At 60.3% G+C, this 16,508-nt stretch carries 14 protein-coding genes; 8 read left to right on the top strand and 6 right to left on the bottom strand.

What is annotated here, in order from left to right; translation table 11 throughout:
• Nucleotides 1–44: 44 nt before the first annotated feature.
• On the bottom strand, nt 45–359 hold the full coding sequence (locus ATU_RS09340; protein WP_006313995.1) for a DUF1883 domain-containing protein: 315 nt from the start codon (nt 357–359) through the stop codon (nt 45–47).
• Nucleotides 360–601: 242 nt separating this feature from the next.
• On the opposite strand from ATU_RS09340, the gene ATU_RS09335 reads away from it, so the two are divergent.
• The 5 genes from ATU_RS09335 to ATU_RS09315 all read left to right on the top strand — a co-directional run bounded on the left by ATU_RS09335 (nt 602) and on the right by ATU_RS09315 (nt 7,103).
• Complete coding sequence (locus ATU_RS09335) at nt 602–2,416, top strand: methyl-accepting chemotaxis protein (RefSeq protein WP_010971954.1); 1,815 nt, start codon at nt 602–604, stop codon at nt 2,414–2,416.
• 349 nt (nt 2,417–2,765) lie between these two features.
• Nucleotides 2,766–4,094 carry an extensin-like domain-containing protein gene (locus tag ATU_RS09330; RefSeq protein ID WP_035258402.1) on the top strand — a complete coding sequence of 443 codons (1,329 nt, stop codon included), beginning with the start codon at nt 2,766–2,768 and terminating at the stop codon, nt 4,092–4,094.
• Nucleotides 4,095–4,492: 398 nt separating this feature from the next.
• The gene (locus ATU_RS09325; RefSeq protein WP_010971950.1) at nt 4,493–5,314 is read left to right on the top strand and encodes a sulfite exporter TauE/SafE family protein; all 822 of its coding nucleotides are present in this window, start codon (nt 4,493–4,495) and stop codon (nt 5,312–5,314) included.
• A gap of 104 nt (nt 5,315–5,418) precedes the next feature.
• A complete protein-coding gene (locus ATU_RS09320) occupies nt 5,419–6,345 on the top strand; it encodes an ABC transporter ATP-binding protein (RefSeq protein ID WP_010971949.1) in 927 nt (308 codons plus the stop codon).
• On the top strand, nt 6,342–7,103 hold the full coding sequence (locus ATU_RS09315) for an ABC transporter permease (RefSeq protein WP_010971948.1): 762 nt from the start codon (nt 6,342–6,344) through the stop codon (nt 7,101–7,103). The genes ATU_RS09320 and ATU_RS09315 overlap by 4 nt, the downstream gene beginning before the upstream one ends.
• A 169-nt stretch (nt 7,104–7,272) precedes the next feature.
• Here the strand turns inward: ATU_RS09315 and ATU_RS09310 are convergent, their stop codons facing one another.
• The 5 genes from ATU_RS09310 to ATU_RS09290 all read right to left on the bottom strand — a co-directional run bounded on the left by ATU_RS09310 (nt 7,273) and on the right by ATU_RS09290 (nt 12,419).
• Entirely contained in the window at nt 7,273–8,058 is a 786-nt protein-coding gene (locus ATU_RS09310) for an SDR family oxidoreductase (protein WP_010971947.1), read from the bottom strand.
• Nucleotides 8,059–8,082: 24 nt separating this feature from the next.
• Nucleotides 8,083–9,042 carry a sugar-binding transcriptional regulator gene (locus ATU_RS09305; protein ID WP_035258399.1) on the bottom strand — a complete coding sequence of 320 codons (960 nt, stop codon included), beginning with the start codon at nt 9,040–9,042 and terminating at the stop codon, nt 8,083–8,085.
• A gap of 20 nt (nt 9,043–9,062) precedes the next feature.
• Nucleotides 9,063–10,532 carry an FGGY family carbohydrate kinase gene (locus tag ATU_RS09300; protein ID WP_010971945.1) on the bottom strand — a complete coding sequence of 490 codons (1,470 nt, stop codon included), beginning with the start codon at nt 10,530–10,532 and terminating at the stop codon, nt 9,063–9,065.
• A gap of 121 nt (nt 10,533–10,653) precedes the next feature.
• Nucleotides 10,654–11,610 carry a transketolase family protein gene (locus ATU_RS09295; protein WP_006314007.1) on the bottom strand — a complete coding sequence of 319 codons (957 nt, stop codon included), beginning with the start codon at nt 11,608–11,610 and terminating at the stop codon, nt 10,654–10,656.
• Nucleotides 11,610–12,419 carry a transketolase gene (locus ATU_RS09290; RefSeq protein ID WP_010971943.1) on the bottom strand — a complete coding sequence of 270 codons (810 nt, stop codon included), beginning with the start codon at nt 12,417–12,419 and terminating at the stop codon, nt 11,610–11,612. The genes ATU_RS09295 and ATU_RS09290 overlap by 1 nt, the downstream gene beginning before the upstream one ends.
• 438 nt (nt 12,420–12,857) lie before the next feature.
• On the opposite strand from ATU_RS09290, the gene ATU_RS09285 reads away from it, so the two are divergent.
• From ATU_RS09285 to ATU_RS09275, 3 genes are all read left to right on the top strand, one after another.
• Nucleotides 12,858–13,838, top strand: a complete 981-nt coding sequence (locus ATU_RS09285) for an ABC transporter permease (protein WP_010971942.1) — start codon at nt 12,858–12,860, stop codon at nt 13,836–13,838.
• A 132-nt stretch (nt 13,839–13,970) separates the two neighbouring features.
• Nucleotides 13,971–14,900 carry a sugar ABC transporter substrate-binding protein gene (locus tag ATU_RS09280; RefSeq protein ID WP_010971941.1) on the top strand — a complete coding sequence of 310 codons (930 nt, stop codon included), beginning with the start codon at nt 13,971–13,973 and terminating at the stop codon, nt 14,898–14,900.
• A 119-nt stretch (nt 14,901–15,019) separates the two neighbouring features.
• Nucleotides 15,020–16,498 (top strand): sugar ABC transporter ATP-binding protein, encoded by a 1,479-nt coding sequence (locus tag ATU_RS09275; RefSeq protein WP_010971940.1) that lies wholly within the window; start codon nt 15,020–15,022, stop codon nt 16,496–16,498.
• Nucleotides 16,499–16,508 lie beyond the last annotated feature (10 nt).

Raw genomic sequence — 16,508 nt, 5'->3', positions numbered from 1 at the left:
AAGTGAATCGCGAAATCGCGGCAACACACTGTTTTTAAAAGAAATCAGGATGCCTTGCGAGTGAGTGTTGCCTGCGGCTGCGCCGGTAGCATCTTGACCGAGGATTCTGCCAGGCCGCTATGACCCTCTGCATCGATGATCAGGTGCCAGTGCATGGTTTCCGGAACGGCGATGCGGATCGGTGATTTTTTGGCGACGCCGCCGAGGTATTTGAAGTCGAGCAATTCAGTGAAACGCTGGAAATTTGCACCCGTCATCAGCCGGACATTGTTGACGGACGACAACGATATTTCAAGCGTGGTGCCAGCCCGCAATTCCTTCAGGTCATAATGCGTATAGCGGAAATTCGGCCGGGCCATCGCGCGCCTCCCTGTAGAGTCATTTCGGACAGGAAGGATAGGGGCGGCACGGTTAACGCTGTCTTTAAATGACGGTGGAGGGTCTGAAATTTCACGCCTGATGTCGTAATTCGGAACGGTGGAACGATGTTTTCATCGAGCCATGGAATAAGACCATCGTATAATATTCGTATTTAATAATAATAAATTTCTTGCCTTTAACATCGGCTGGTCGAAGTGCATTCGGCGATGTTGGGGGGAACATGAAAAACGTAACAATCTCTATGCGCCTTTATGCGCTCGTCGCATTGTTTCTGGCAATACTGGCCGCGGCTCTCACATTCAGCTTGTTTGAAAGTTATCGTGAGATGGAGCGCGAGCGCAAAGCCGGGCTGGCAGCGATGAACGAGACGGCCGTCGCCATTATCAAGCAATATTACCAGCTGGAGCAGGGCGGAAGCCTGACGCGGGAGGCGGCGCAGCAGCAGGCGAAAACAACGATCGCGGCGATGCGTTATGGCAACGGCAGCGGTTATTTCTGGATTAATGACATGCATCCCACCATGGTGATGCACCCGATCAAGCCTGAAATGAATGGCACGGACCTCACCGCTAACAAGGATCCGAACGGCAAGGCGCTGTTCGTGGAATTCGTGAATACGGTGAAGGCGGGCGGTCAGGGTTTTGTCGATTATTACTGGCCGAAGCCCGGTGCACCGGATCCGGTCGAGAAATTTTCCCACGTCGCTGGCTTCGCCCCCTGGGGCTGGATTGTCGGCACCGGCGTTTATGTCGATGACCTCGAGGCTGTATTCTGGCGTGACGCGTATTTTAACGGCGGCCTTTGTGTCGTGGTGGGCCTTCTGGTCGTTGGCGTCGCCGCCTTCGTGGTGCGCAGCGTGACGCGGCCGATCGATCTTATCCGCCAGAGCATGAAGCGGATCGCCGACGGTGACGGCGCGGCCGAAATCCAGTTTGCCGACCGCGGCGATGAAATCGGTGCGATTGCCAAAACACTTCTGGTATTGCGTGACAGCGTCAATGAACGCAGCGCGCTGCAGGCCCGCGAGGCCGATCAGCAGCGGGCGCTGGAGGAGGCGCGACACGGCAACGAGATGGTTCTGCGTTCCGCATCCGAGCGCCAGGCCCATGCCATGGAGCGGCTTGGCCATGCGCTCGAGGCGCTGGCCAATGGCGATCTGACGGTCGAGCTTGCCGATATAGGCTCGGACTATGAAAAACTGCGTGTGGATTTCAATCGTGCCGTCGGCGCGCTGCATGGCGCGATCGAGGCGATTGCGAGAACCGGCCAAGTCGTCAATGACAGCGCCTCCGACATCAGCGGCGCGACCGGCAATCTTTCCCGCCGCACCGAACAGCAGGCGGCGGCGCTGGAAGAGACGGCGGCCGCTCTCGATGAGATCACCGCGACGGTACGCACCGCCTCCGAGCGTGCCAATGAAGCCCGGCAGATGGTGCAGGACACAAAAACCAGTGCCGGCCGTTCGGGTGAGATCGTCCGCAATGCCGTCGATGCCATGGGACGTATCGAGGATTCGTCGAAACGTATCGGTCAGATCATCTCGGTCATCGACGAAATCGCTTTCCAGACCAACCTGCTGGCGCTGAATGCCGGTGTCGAGGCGGCGCGTGCCGGCGAGGCGGGGCGCGGTTTTGCGGTGGTGGCGCAGGAGGTGCGTGAACTGGCGCAACGCTCTGCCAATGCCGCCAAGGAGATCAAGACCCTTATCAACCGCTCGGCCGAGGAAGTGGGCGGTGGCGTCGCGCTGGTGCGTTCCACCGGCGATGCGCTGGACGAGATCGTGGCGCTGGTCAACCGCGTCGATGGCCATGTCAATTCCATCGCCACGGCGGCGCGGGAACAGGCGACCGGCCTGCAGGAGATCAACACCTCCGTCAACCACATGGATCAGATGACCCAGCAGAATGCCGCCATGGTGGAAGAAACGACGGCGGCGAGCCAGACGCTCGCCGAAGAAAGCCAGCAGCTGCGGGCGCTGCTTTCACGCTTCGAACTGGGGCAGGGCGCAGGACGCGCGGTTTCGCGGGCGGCTTGATTTGATCCGTTTTTCAATAAGTGGAGGGCGTGGCTTTGGTTGCGCCCTTTGCGTGTTGACGGACCTTCACCCACACTCGACGTCATCCTCGGGCTGGTCCCGAGGCTCCAACCATGCCTCGTAAAATCAATCGGTTGCAGATGCTCGGGACAGGCCCGAGCATGACGGCGGGGAGGTCTTCAAACTTTCTCCTCTCCACGGATGCGGCTGGGCCGGGCTTTTGCATCAGATGGACCGCAAAACTTGCCATTCGTTATTTCCCGCAACCAATAAGGTTTCATTTACCTCATTTCTTTAAAATTTGTCCTGTATTGCCGCGATTGCGGCCGCTGAAGGTACAGGTTCTCGTATGGCGTATGTTTCCCTTCCGCGTCGTCTTGTGACGTTGCTGATGATTTCCACGGTCATGGTGTCATGTTCGGCGGAAGGCCTCGTGCCTCCGGCCGAGGTGGACGGCACCACGCGCGTCAGTGCCATTCGCTCGTCGCGGCAGCAGGGCTACAGCGCTCCATCAGGCGCGGTCAATCAGGTCGAACGGGCCGGGCAGGGCGCCGATTATCCCTCCACCATGTCGCAGCCGATGCCGGAACCTTACGCCTCGCAGGATCCGCTGCTGCAATCGCCGCAGGCCGGGCAGGGGTATTCCACGCTCGATTCTCAGCATCAGGCGCGCATGGCGGCCAGCGGTCATACCAATATGCCGGCGCAACCCATGCAAAGCCAGACAATGCAGAGCCAGACCATGCAAGCCCAGACCATGCAAGCCCAGACCATGCCCGGGCAGCAGTTGGCCAGCAACCAGAACGCCGAAGGCGAGGGCGGCGTGAACATGGATTCCATGCTGGGCGTGGAGCCGGTTCGTGGACTTGCCGAAGAACAGGATGCGGATATTGCCGAAGGCGCTTCGGCACAGCCTGTGGTCGATGGCATCGGCACCGATAATCCAGTTGCCGTCTCTCCTCCTCGCCGGCAACAGGGCGCCAGTCAATCGCGGCTGATACCGCCGCCGCCAGTTGGCTCCTCTTCCCGCCGCCAGCCGGTGGAGGAAGTCGCAATGCTCATGCCAAACGATCCGATGGCGGGTGGCCCGATGCAGAGCAACCGGTCGATGCCGCCAGGCGTCATGCCATCATCCGAAGTTGCCTGCCGCAGCGAATTGCGCCGCCTCGGCGTCGCCTTCCGCGACGTCGCACGTATTGCCGATGGCCCGACCTGCGGCATCGATTATCCGATTGAACTCAGCGGTCTTGCCAGCGGCGTTGCCATTCGTCCGGCGGTGAAGCTCAATTGCCAGGTCACGCTTGCCTTCGCCAAATGGGTGAAGTTCGAACTCGTGCCGTCCTCGCGCTTCCGTTATCTCTCCGGCGTTGGCCGTATCACGCCGATGGGCGGTTATTCCTGTCGCAAGATGAATTCGCGTTCCAGCAATCCGTGGTCCGAACATGCGCGCGGCAATGCCATCGATATCGGCACGATCACGCTGAAGAACGGCAAGGAGATCGACGTCCGCAGCAAGAGCTTCTTCGCCTTCCGCGAAAAGGCACTGCTGAAGGCGGTGAGGTCCGACAGCTGCAAATATTTCTCCACCGTTCTCGGGCCGGGCAGCGATCCCAATCACTGGAACCATTTCCACTTCGACCTGCGCACCCGCAAGTCCGGTTACAGGCATTGTGACTAAGTCGCGTCGGTCTCGGCACAAGGCCGAGGAAGACGTCGAGCACGGAGAGCGGCTTGTTATCAACTTGCTGCCGATGGCTGTGGATCCCGGGATAAGGCAGGAATGACGAAAGTTGGGGATGTTTCTCTATCTGCGCGCCAGCGATAGCCGCTCGTACCACGCCCACAAAAAAAGACCGGCCCGAAGGCCGGTGAAGAAGACGGCCTTATCGGGGGGATATCGGCGTCTTTGCAAGGGCATGCAATGGGAAAACGATCCCACGGAGTGGTCCATCCGGCGCGGATATGCGGCAAAAGACATCGCGCCGTACTGACCTGCGGCCAACATGGCTTGCCGCGCTTTTCTGATACGCTATGAGCGTCACATGTTTGTGACAACGGCCCCCGGAGACCGCTCTCATGCCCCCTGTTTCAGAGATATTGGTCTTTGCCGCCGCACTTGCGGCCGCGGGTGTCGTGGCCGGACTTCTGGCAGGGCTGTTCGGCATTGGCGGCGGCGCGGTGCTGGTGCCGGTCTTCTATCATGTCTTCGGGCTTCTGGACGTGCCGGAGGCGGTGCGCATGCATCTTTCGCTTGGCACTTCGCTTGCCATCATCGTGCCGACCTCCGTCCGTTCGTTCCTGACGCATCGCCAGAAGGGCGCGGTCGATATCGATCTGCTGAAGGGATGGATTGTCGCCGTGCCGCTCGGCACCATCCTCGCATCCGTTGTGGCGGCATATGCTTCCAGCGTGGCGTTACGGCTGATCTTCGCCTTCATCGCACTCGCGCTCGCCTTCCGGATGATCGTCAACCGGGCGAGCTGGCAACTCGGCTCCGACCTGCCGAAAAACCCGGCCCGGTTTCTGGTCGGCACGGGCATCGGCCTTCTGTCCGGCCTGATGGGCGTGGGTGGCGGGGTGATGAACAATACCTTCATGACGCTTTACGGCCGAACGATCCATCAGGCCGTCGCCACCTCCTCCGGCGTCGGGGTGCTGATCTCGCTGCCGGGCCTTCTCGGTTACATCTGGGCCGGCTGGGGCAATGCAGGCCTGCCGCCGTTTTCGACCGGTTTCATCAACTGGATCGCCGTGGTGCTGCTCATCCCCATCACGCTTCTCGTCGCTCCCTATGGCGTGCGGCTTGCCCATGCGCTCAGCAAAAAGCAGCTGGAACGGGCCTTCGGCGTGTTCCTGGTCTTCGTCGCCGCGCAGTTTTTCTATAGCGTTTACGGCTGATTTTCCGTCTGTGCCGAACGCAGTGTTCAGTTCACCGGGCTGGCTTTTGCAACCTCTGCGGCCTATATGGCGTTCATCTCACTCGATTTCCAAAAGAGTTCGTCATGAATGCCATTGTTTCCATACGGAATCTGACAAAATCCTACGCAAATGGCTTTCAGGCGCTCAAAGGCGTCAGCCTCGATATTAAAGAGGGGGAAATCCTTGCCCTTCTCGGCCCGAACGGTGCCGGCAAGACGACGCTGATTTCCATCGTCTGCGGCCTCGTCAATCCGGGGGAAGGTTCGGTGCTTGTCGGCGGCCACAATGTGGTGAAGGATTTTCGGCAGACCCGCGCGCTTATCGGCCTCGTGCCCCAGGAACTGACGACGGACATGTTCGAGACTGTGTGGAACACGGTCAGCTTCTCGCGCGGCCTGCACGGGCAGAAGAAGAACCCGGCGCTGATCGAAAGCATTCTGAAGTCCCTGTCGTTGTGGGACAAGAAAGACAACATGCTGCGGGAACTTTCCGGCGGCATGAAGCGTCGTGTGTTGATCGCCAAGGCGCTTGCGCACGAGCCTAAGGTGCTTTTCCTGGATGAGCCGACCGCCGGCGTGGATGTGACCTTGCGCCGCGACATGTGGAATGTCGTTTCCGAGCTGCGCGCCAAGGGCGTCACCATCATTCTGACGACGCATTACATTGAGGAGGCGGAAGAAATCGCCGACCGGGTGGGTGTCATCAACGGCGGCGAATTGCTCCTCGTGGAAGAAAAGACCGCGCTGATGAAGAAGCTCGGCCGCAAACAGCTCTTTCTTGAACTGACGCAACCGGTGGAACGGTTGCCTGACAGTCTCGCCCCCTTTGCCCTGACGCTTTCGGACGACCGCAGCACGATCACCTACGAAATCGAGGGAAATGGCGAGCAGGGACGCATCGCCGATCTCCTGGGCGCTCTTTCTGCCGCCAACATCCATTTCAAGGATATTTCGACGCGGCAAAGCTCGCTCGAGGATATCTTCGTTTCGCTGGTCGGAGGCCAGAAATGAATTTCGAAGCCATCAAGTCCATCTACCTGTTCGAAATGGCACGCACCCGCCGCACCCTGCTGCAGAGCGTGGTGTCGCCCGTCATTTCCACGTCGCTTTATTTCATCGTGTTCGGAACGGCGATCGGTTCGCGGATTCAGGAAGTTGGCGGCGTTTCCTACGGTGCGTTCATAACGCCCGGCCTCATCATGCTGACGCTTCTGACGCAATGTATCAGCAACGGCTCCTTCGGCATTTATTTCCCGAAGTTCACCGGCACGGTCTACGAGATATTGTCGGCGCCGGTGTCGATGACGGAAATCGTCGCGGGTTATGTCGGCGCTGCGGCGACCAAGGGGCTGATGATCGGCACGATCATCCTGATAACCGCGTCATTCTTCGTGGATATCACCATTGCCCATCCGTTCATGATGGTGCTGTTCTTCGTGCTGACGGCTGTCAGTTTCAGCCTGTTCGGCTTCATCATAGGCATCTGGGCGACGAATTTCGAGCAGCTGAACCTCATTCCCATGCTGGTGGTACCGCCGCTGACCTTCCTTGGCGGCAGCTTCTATTCCATCGACATGCTGCCGCCCTTCTGGCAGACGGTCAGCCATTTCAATCCGGTGCTTTATCTCATCAGTGGTTTCCGCTGGAGTTTTTATGAGATCGCCGACGTCAATCCGGTGATCAGCCTTGCGATGATCACGCTGTTTCTGGCGGTTTGCCTCGGTGTTGTCGCCTGGATGTTTAAGACGGGTTATCGGCTTCGCAACTGACAGTACGGCCTACCTCCCTCATTCCTGTGCTCGTCACAGGAATCCAGCCGACGCGCGTCTGCGCGACGGGAAGACTCCTTTCAGCCCAAGGACTTGGGCTGGCTGGATCCCTGTGACAGGCATAGGGATGAGGGAGATTGGGGCGTGCTGCTCAGTTCCCAAACAGGCCTCAAGACATGATCAACCCGCCATCGACGTTGATCGTCTGGGCCGTGATATAGGCCGCATCCTCTGATGCCAGAAATGCCACCAGCGCCGCCACTTCGGCGGGCGTTCCGGCGCGACGCATGGGGATGTTGCGCACCCATTCGGCCATCAACTCGCCGGGCTTGTATTCGCCCAGCATCTGGCCCCAGACGCGGTCGTTGTAATCCCACATTTCGGTGTGGATGATGCCGGGGCAGATGGCGTTGACGGTGATGCCCTCAGGTGCAAGTTCCTTGGCGAGGCTTTGCGTCAGGCCGATAACGCCGAATTTGGACGCAGCATAATGCGGCGTGTAGATGAAGCCCTGACGCGCTTGGCCGGAGGCGGTGTTGACGAGGCGGCCCTTGGTGCCGCTTGCGCGGAAGCGACGGATTGCCTCCTGGCAGCAGAGGAACGCGCCCTTGGTGTTGACGTCGAGGTTCAAATCCCACTGTTCTTGCGTCAGATCCTCGATCTTTGAGATAGTGATGACGCCGGCGTTCTGGACGGAGATGGAAAGCGCGCCGATCGCGTCTTCCGCAGCGCCATAGGCGTCACGCACCGCCGCCGCATCCCTAACGTCGAGGATGACGCCATGGGTGACGGTGCCGGTTTCGTCCGCCAGTTTTTTAGCGGCGTCATGTGTGTCTTTGTCGACAGAGGCGATGGCGACTTTCGCGCCTTCTTCGGCAAAACGGCGGGCGATGCCGTAACCGATGCCCTTGTTGCCCCCGGTCACGAATACGGATTGACCTTCAAAGCGCCTCATGTCTCCTCCTTTATGGGATTTTGGCTATGTTTCCTGGCCGACCAGTCGTTCGGCGGTGAATTTATCGGTGACGAGCACGTCGATGACGCCGGTGCGGAGCGCGCCGGCAATCGCCTCGGTCTTCTTCAAGCCGCCGGCGAGCGCAATGACGCGATCGACATTCGAAAGGTTTTCCAGCGGCAGGCCGATGACCCGATCATCGAGCGGCGTCTTGACCGGCTTGCCATCCTTGTCGAAGAACCGCAGCGATATGTCGCCCACCGCACCCGCCTGTGCGAGATCGGCAAGCTCCTTGGTAGAGAAGATGTTGCCGGACCGGGCGAGAAGCTCCGACGGTTCGACTGCGCCGACGCCGACGATGGCGAGCGTGATGGAGCCGAAGAGATCGATGGTTTCGCGCACGAAGGGATCGGCCAGCATCAGAAGCTTGGCTTCCCGCGATGTGGCGACGCCCGGCACCGGCAGCAGCTTCGGTTCGGCCTCGGTGAGCCGCGCCAGCCGGGTGGTGATCTGGGTCGCATGCGTCTGCACGGAAGGATCGCCCATGCCGCCCAGTGTCTGGACGATATAGCGCGCCTTGGCTCCCTTCAGCGGATGGATGTTTTCCACCATCTTGAAGATCGTCTGGCTCCAGCTGGATACGCCGATAATCTCGTTCTGCGACAGGGTCACCTCGAGAAAATGTGCGGCAGCCTCACCGATGCGGGCCATGATCGCGCCGTCGCGATCCTCGCTGCAATCAACGACGATGGCTTCCGGCAGGTCGAAACGCTCGCGCAGCTGCGCTTCCAGATCGCTATAGGTGCCGGGTGGGGGGATGATGCTGGTGCGGACGATGCCTTCCGCCTCCGCACGTTTCAGCATGCGCGAGACGGTGGCCTGCGACAGGTTGAGATGCTGCGCAATTTCCGCCTGCCGTTTGTGCTCGCTGAAATACATCTGCGCCACGCGGGATATCATCCGAAGTTCGTTGATCCTGCCCATAAGCCCTCCATGGTGAATTTTTATTCACCATTACCCGAGGTTACGGGCAAGGTCGAGCGAGCAATCGCATCGCGCCAGATGCCGAGCCGCTGACGGCTTTCACCGGTTGAAGTCGCGATGGTGTTCCCGTTGCTATTCAACGCTGCGATGGCATTAAGATCACTCCAGACACCGAGGGCCAGGCCGGCGAGATAGGCAGCGCCGAGGGCGGAGGCTTCCGGCGCATCGCGCTGAATGACGGGGTGTTCCAGCATATCGGCGACGCATTGCATCAGGAAACGGTTCTGGCTCGGCCCGCCATCCACGAAGAGGCGCCCGAAACCGGAAGGCGACTGCGCGCGCATGGCGGCGAAGACGTCGTGGACCTGAAAGGCGATGGAATCGGTGACCGCCCGGGCCATCTGGGCGCGGGTGGTGCTGAAATTGATTTGCGAAAACAGCGCGCGCGCGTTGGTATCCCAATAGGGCGCGCCAAGGCCGACAAAGGCCGGCACAAACCCCGGCCCCTCCGGTTCGGCCGTGGCGGCGAGTTCCACCAGCGCGGCGACATCCGGCAGGCCGAGAATGTCCGTCATCCATGGCAGGGAGGCTGCCGAAACGAGAATATTGCCTTCAAAGGCGAAGGTCGGTTTGCCGCCGAGCCGCCATGCAACCGTTGTGGTGATGCCGCGCTCAGGCGCGATGAAATGCGGCAGCGTCGTCATGACCGACGAGCCGGTGCCGAAGGTCACTTTACCGTCTCCGGGGTTGAAAGCGCCATGGCCGAAGAGGGCGGCGTGGCTGTCGCCGATGGCCGCGAGGATCGGCGTGCCATCCTTGATGCCGGGAACGCCTGATGTCACGCCGAAGTCGCCGCTGCTGTCGCGCAGGTCCGGCAGGGCATTGATATCGATGCCGAAGAGGTCACAGAGCTCGTCGCTCCAGACCTGCCGGTTGAGATCGAGCACCTGGCTGCGGGCTGCGTTTGAGGCGTCGCAGGCATGAACCTTGCCGCCGGTGAAGCAATGGATGAGCCAGCTATCTATGGTGCCGAGGCGAAGCTTGCGGCCTTTCGGCGCCCGTTCCAGCAGCCAGCGCATCTTAGCGCCGGGAAACATCGGGTCGATCGGCAGGCCGGTCAGGGCCATGACGCGTTCTGATTGTCCCTTTGCGATCAGGTCTGCGCAGTCCTGTGCGGTGCGGCGGCATTGCCAGCTTAGCACCGGGCCAAGCGGCTCGCCGGTTTCACCGTCCCAGATTGTGACCGATTCGCGCTGGTTTGAGATGGCGATGGCTTCGACGCTGACGTCGGAGGGTGCGGCTGCGAGGCAGGCGGAGATCGCTTCACGGACCGAGGCCCAGATACGGTTCGGGTCCTGTTCCACCCAGCCGGGCTGCGGATAGGTAATGCCGACCGGCGATGAGCCGCGCGCGAGCAACTCTCCGCTTTCCGAGACGAGTATGGCCTTGGAATTGGTGGTGCCCTGATCGATGGACAGAATAGCGCGCATCTCTGTGTTCTCTCATCTGCGGCGGTCATTTTCACACGGTGTTCTTTGTTTAAGAAGCTGCGTGCGTACTAAAAGAAATCGCCGCGCATCCGAAGACGCGCGACGACCCTGGGAGGAGACCTTATTTTCTCTTGATCAGCGCCTGCGCTGCGTCGGCAATGGCTGTGGGTGCCATGCCGAACTCATCGAGCAGCCATTCGGCGGAGCCGGTATGGGCGAAGACACCGGGAACGCCGAGGCGTTTCATTGGCACGGGCGAATGGTCGACCACGACTTCCGCGATGGCCGAACCCAGGCCGCCGAAGATCGAATGTTCTTCGGCCGTCAGGATTGCGCCGGTTTCCTTCGCCGCAGCGATAATGGCCGCTTCATCGATGGGGCGAACGGTCGCCATGTTCAGAACGCGCGCCTTGATGCCGCGGCTCAACAGAATATCGGCGGCCTTGACGATGCGGTGGGTCAGCGTGCCGTTGGCGATCAGCGTCAGGTCGGAACCTTCACGCAGCAGATTGGCGCGGCCGAGTTCGAAGACGTGGCCTTCCGGCAGAAGGTCCGGCACGCCGACGCGTGACAGACGCAGGAAGCAGGGGCCGGCATAGTCCGCTGCCCATTTGACGGCAGCAGCGGTTTCGATGCGGTCGCAGGGGGCGATGACCGGCAGGTTCGGCAGGACGCGGGTCCAGGCGAAATCCTCGATGGAATGGTGCGTCGGACCGAGTTCGCCATAGGCCATGCCTGAGGATATGCCGATCAGCTTCACATTGGCGTTGGAATAGGCAAGGTCAGCCTTGATCTGCTCCAGCGCGCGGCCGGTGAGGAAGCAGGACGCGCCGCAGACGAAGGGCAATTGCCCGCCATTGGCGAGACCGGCGCCGACGCCGACCATGTTCTGTTCGGCGATACCGACATTGACGAGGCGCTCGGGGAATTTCGATTTGAAGCCGCCGAGCTTCGAGGAGCCGACCGAATCGTTGCAGACGGCGACGACCTTGTCATTGGCGGCGGCCAGCGCTTCCAGCGTTTCGGCGAAGGCGTCGCGGCAATCATACAGTTTGGCGGCGGTTACGGGCGCGTTCATTACAATGCCTCCGAAAGTTCTTTGACGGCAATCTCGTATTGTTCCTTGCTCGGAACCTTGTGATGCCAGTCGACGCGGTCCTGCATGAAGGAAATGCCGTGACCCTTGTTGGTGTGGGCGACGATGCAATGCGGGCGGTTGCCGCGATGCTCCAGCGCCGGAACGACTTCCGCCATGGCGTTGCCGTTGATTTCAGTCACTTCCCAGCCGAAAGCCTCAAGCTTGGGGCGAAGCGGCGCGACATCGTTGGTGTCGGCAATGGCGGCGCCCTGCTGGAAACGGTTATGGTCGATGACCAGCGTCAGATTGTTCAGCTTGAATTGCGCCGCCGACATGATGGCTTCCCAGTTGGAGCCTTCCTGCATCTCGCCGTCGCCGGTCATCACGTAGGTGTGGTAATCCTCGCCGGACAGCTTGGCCGCCGTGGCCATGCCGACGGCGACGGGAAGCCCGTGGCCGAGCGGGCCGGTATTGGTTTCGACGCCCGGCACCTTGTTGCAGTTGGGATGGCCGTTGAGGCGCGAATTCGGCTGCAGGAAGGTCGAGATTTCCTCTTCCGGAATGAAACCGCGCTTGGCCAGCGTCACGTAAAGCGCGCAGGCTGTGTGGCCCTTGGAAAGTACGAAACGGTCGCGGGCAGGGTTCTTCGGATCATTCGGCCAGATGCGCAGGACGCGGAAATAAAGGGCCGTCATGATGTCGATGGCCGACATTTCGCCGCCGACATGGCCCGCACCCGCTTCAAAAACAGCCTGTACGTCGCGAAGGCGAATCTGGCGCGCAATGCGCTCTAGCTCCTGGGACTGCATGGAATCCTCTTCAAAACATGCGTGTGAATATTTATACAGCTATTTATATAATTGCAGAGATGGCGTTTCTGTCAAGCCGGAATCGTGAATTGTTCTGTCTGGGGCCGCACGAGTGCGCATAGAGATGGTGTAAGATCTCAAGCGGTAATTGCCCGCGCAGCCCTCATTCCTTTGCTTGTCAAAAGATTCCAGTCAGCCCAGGTCCTTGGGCTGGAAGAGCTTTTTTTACCGCTCAGACGCGCGTTGACTGGATTCCTGTGCCGAACACAGGAATGAGGGAGAGGCAAATATCAAGAGCCTCCAGTCTTCGTTCCCTCACGGCCTTGCGGTTAACGCCCTATTGACAAGCTTCTCAAAACTGGCTTATGCATGTTTCACCGATGATGAATAATTATTCTAATCGGTTTAAAAAATGCAAGACAGTCATCGGGAGGAGCCATGTCCGCGCTTGAACGCAATGAGGGGGTCACGCACACCAGGAGCCCGCTTGCCTGGCTGAGCGGTGCCACCGGACCACTTTTGGGCCTGCTGATGCTCTGTGTGTTCCTGACTTTCGCCAGCGAGAATTTCCTGTCGCTGCGAAACGGCCTGAACATCCTCGACCAGATCACCGTTCTCGGCATCATGGCCGTTGGCATGACCTTCGTCATCCTGCTTGGCGGCATCGATCTGTCTGTCGGCTCGGTGTTGGCACTGTCGATGATGATCATGGGCTGGACAGCCAATGTCGCGGGCATGCCGATGGGCATGGCGATCGTGCTCGCGCTTGTCGCGTCCGCAGCCTGCGGCCTTGTGGTCGGTATTCTGGTAACGGCCTTCCGTGTGCCCGCCTTCATTGCCACACTTGCAATGATGTCGGTTGCGCGCGGCCTTGCAAACATGATCACCGATGGCCAGCAGATCGTCGGCTTTCCTGACTGGTTCATGATGCTGGCGATTGAGCGCCATTTCGGCGTGCTGACCGCGACCGTGCTGCTAATGCTGGTCGTGGTGCTGGTGTCCTGGGCTTTCCTGCGCTTCCGCTCGGAAGGCCGCACCGTCTATGCGGTGGGCGGCAATCCTGAGGTGGCGCGTCTTGCCGGCATCAACGTGCCGCTGGTGACGATCTGCGTTTATGTCGTCTGCGCGGTTCTGGCCGGTCTGGCGGGCATCGTTCTTGCCGCACGTCTCGACTCAGTACAGCCCTCCAGCGGTTTCGGCTACGAGCTGGATACGATTGCGGCCGTTGTGATCGGCGGAACCTCGCTTTCGGGCGGTGCTGGCGGCATCGGCGGAACGCTGATCGGCGTGCTGATCATCGGCGTGCTGCGCAACGGCCTCAACCTGCTCAACGTCTCTCCCTTTCTTCAGCAGGTCATCATCGGTGTCGTCATCGTGCTGGCTGTGGGTGCTGAAACGCTGCGCCGTCGCAGAAGCTGAATTTGCCTGCGGACGGGGATGAGCCGTCCGCGCAATAAACGACCCTCCCGATACGGGAGGCGTGAAAAACGACCGGAGGGGAGGAGGTTCGATCTGCCCGAAGGTCAAAAATCAACAAATGGAGGAATAATCATGAAATTTTCACGCATTCTGCTGACGTCCGCTGCCCTTCTTGCCCTGTCGCTCGGTTCGGCCAACGCCGCCGAAGTCAAGAAGATCGGCCTTGCCGTCGCCAATCTGCAGGCGAACTTCTTCAACCAGATCAAGCAGGCCGTCGAAGCCGAAGCCAAGACGCGCGGCATTGCCGTCGTTACCGTCGATGCCAAGGGCGATGGCCCGACGCAGGTCAACCAGATCCAGGATCTGCTGACCCAGAATATCGACGCGCTGATCTATATCCCAGCCGGTGCCGCTGCCGCCACCGTTCCGGTGAAGCTTGCGAAAGCTGCCGGCGTTCCGGTCATCAACATCGACCGCAATGCCGATGGCGCGCCGGGTGATACCTTCCTTGCCACCGATTCCGTCGCTTCCGCCAAGTCGGTTTGCGATTACATCATCAAACAGGCCGGTGGTGCCGGCAAGATGGTCATCATCCACGGCCAGAAGGGCACTACACCTGAAGTCGACCGCACGAAGGGCTGCATGGAATCGGTCAAGGCCAATTCCGGCGTGAAGATCGTTGCCGAGCAATGGTCCAACATGTGGAGCCAGGATGAAGGCTTCCAGATCATGCAGAACATGCTGCAGGCCAATCCCGACGTCTCCATCGTCTTTGCACAGGCAGACGGTCTGGCGCTCGGCGCGGCGCAGGCAATCAAGGTTGCCAATCCGTCGCAGAAGATCGTCGTTGGCGGCTTCGATGGCGATACGGCAGCGCTTGAGGCACTGAAGAATGGCGTCTTCGACGTGACCGCGACGCAGCAGACCCAGAAGATGGGCCGCATGGCTGTCGAGATGGCCGTCAAGATCGTCGGCGGCGAGAAGGTTCCGGCCGTCCAGCTCTCCGACGCGACGCTGACGACCAAGGAAAATGTCGCAGGCTTCATCGCCAACCATCCCTGATCCTTCTGCCCCGCGCGTCCAACCGGATGCGCGGGGCATTCATTGGTTTGTCTTTAGGCAATTTTGGACACAAAGCCGTGGTGTATCGCCACTGCGATTACGTCCCTGGAGGTCCCGTCATGCGCGAGCCGGTTCTTTCGCTCCGTGGCATCAGCAAACGCTATGGTCCGCTCGAGGTTCTGAAGTCCGTCGATCTCGAGGTCTATCCGGGCGAAGTGGTAGCGTTGCTGGGTGAAAATGGCGCGGGCAAGTCCACGCTGTCAGGCATCATCGCCGGTTCCCGCGAACCTTCAGAGGGTAAGATGACCTGGCTTGGGCAGCCGTATCAGCCGGCATCGCCGCGCGAGGCGATCGACAAGGGCATCGTCCTCATCCATCAGGAACTGAAGCTTCTGCCGGAGCTTTCCATCGCTGAGAATGTCTTCATCGGCCGCTGGCCCATGAAAAACGGCATTGTCGACCGCGCCGAGATGGTGCGGAGAGCCCAGCAGCAACTGGCGCGCCTTAACCTGCATATTCCCGCAACGCGCAAGGTGGCAGGCCTTTCCACCGCCAACCAGCAGCTGATTGAGATCGCCAAGGCGCTCGCGCTCGACGCCAAACTCCTCATCCTCGACGAGCCGACGGCCGCACTTGGCGGCGCCGAAACGCAGGCGCTGTTCGAGCAGGTGCGCAAGCTGCGTGCCGAAGGCGTGGGCATCATCTACATCTCCCACCGCATGGAAGAGATCAGACAGATCACCGACCGTATCGTCGTGTTGCGCGACGGCGAGCGGGTGCATGAATTTGCCGACAGTGCGACGCCGGTGCGCACCATTGTCGAAAGCATGGTCGGCCGCTCGCTGGAGCGCCTGTTCCCGGCGCTGCCTGAACCGCAGGAGAAGGTGGTACTCGAGGTCAAGGGGCTGACGGGCGCGACCAATGCCTTTCGCGACATCAGCTTCGGCGTCCGCGCCGGTGAAATTCTCGGCATTGCCGGCCTGATCGGCGCGGGACGAACGGAATTGGTGCGCGCCATCTCCGGTGCCGATCCGACGAGCGCGGGTGAAGTACGACTGGATGGCGAGGTGCTTTCGCTGAAAAGCCCGGCGGATGCCATCGCCAAGGGCATCGTCATGGTGCCGGAAGACCGCAAATTGCAGGGGCTGGTGGTGGAACACGAGATCGGTGAAAACCTGATCTATGCCAATCTCGACCGCGTGGGCACGGGCTGGATCACGCCGGCTATCAAGCGCGCTTTCACCCGGGACGCCATCGCCAAATTCGGGGTGAAGGGCCGTAGCGAACAGCCGGCCTCCGATCTCTCCGGCGGCAACCAGCAGAAAGTGGTCATCGCCAAATGGCTTGCCCGCAATCCGCGTGTGGTGGTGCTGGATGAACCGACGCGCGGCATCGATGTCGGTGCGCGGGCAGGCATTTACGATATCATTGTTGGCCTGGCGAAGGACGGCGTGGCCGTCATCGTCGTCAGTTCCGATCTGGAAGAGGTGCTGGGCGTTTCGAACCGTATCCTCGTGCTCGCGCAGGGAAAACAGGCTGGCATCCTTAACCGCGACGAGGCAAACGACGTCTCGGTCATGGAACTGGCAACCATCTGAAGAAGGAAAT

Origin of the sequence: Agrobacterium fabrum str. C58, assembly GCF_000092025.1 — a bacterium.
Lineage (GTDB): Bacteria > Pseudomonadota > Alphaproteobacteria > Rhizobiales > Rhizobiaceae > Agrobacterium > Agrobacterium fabrum.
Note: the sequence above shows the minus strand (reverse complement) of the source record. Positions and strands in the feature narration are given on the sequence as shown.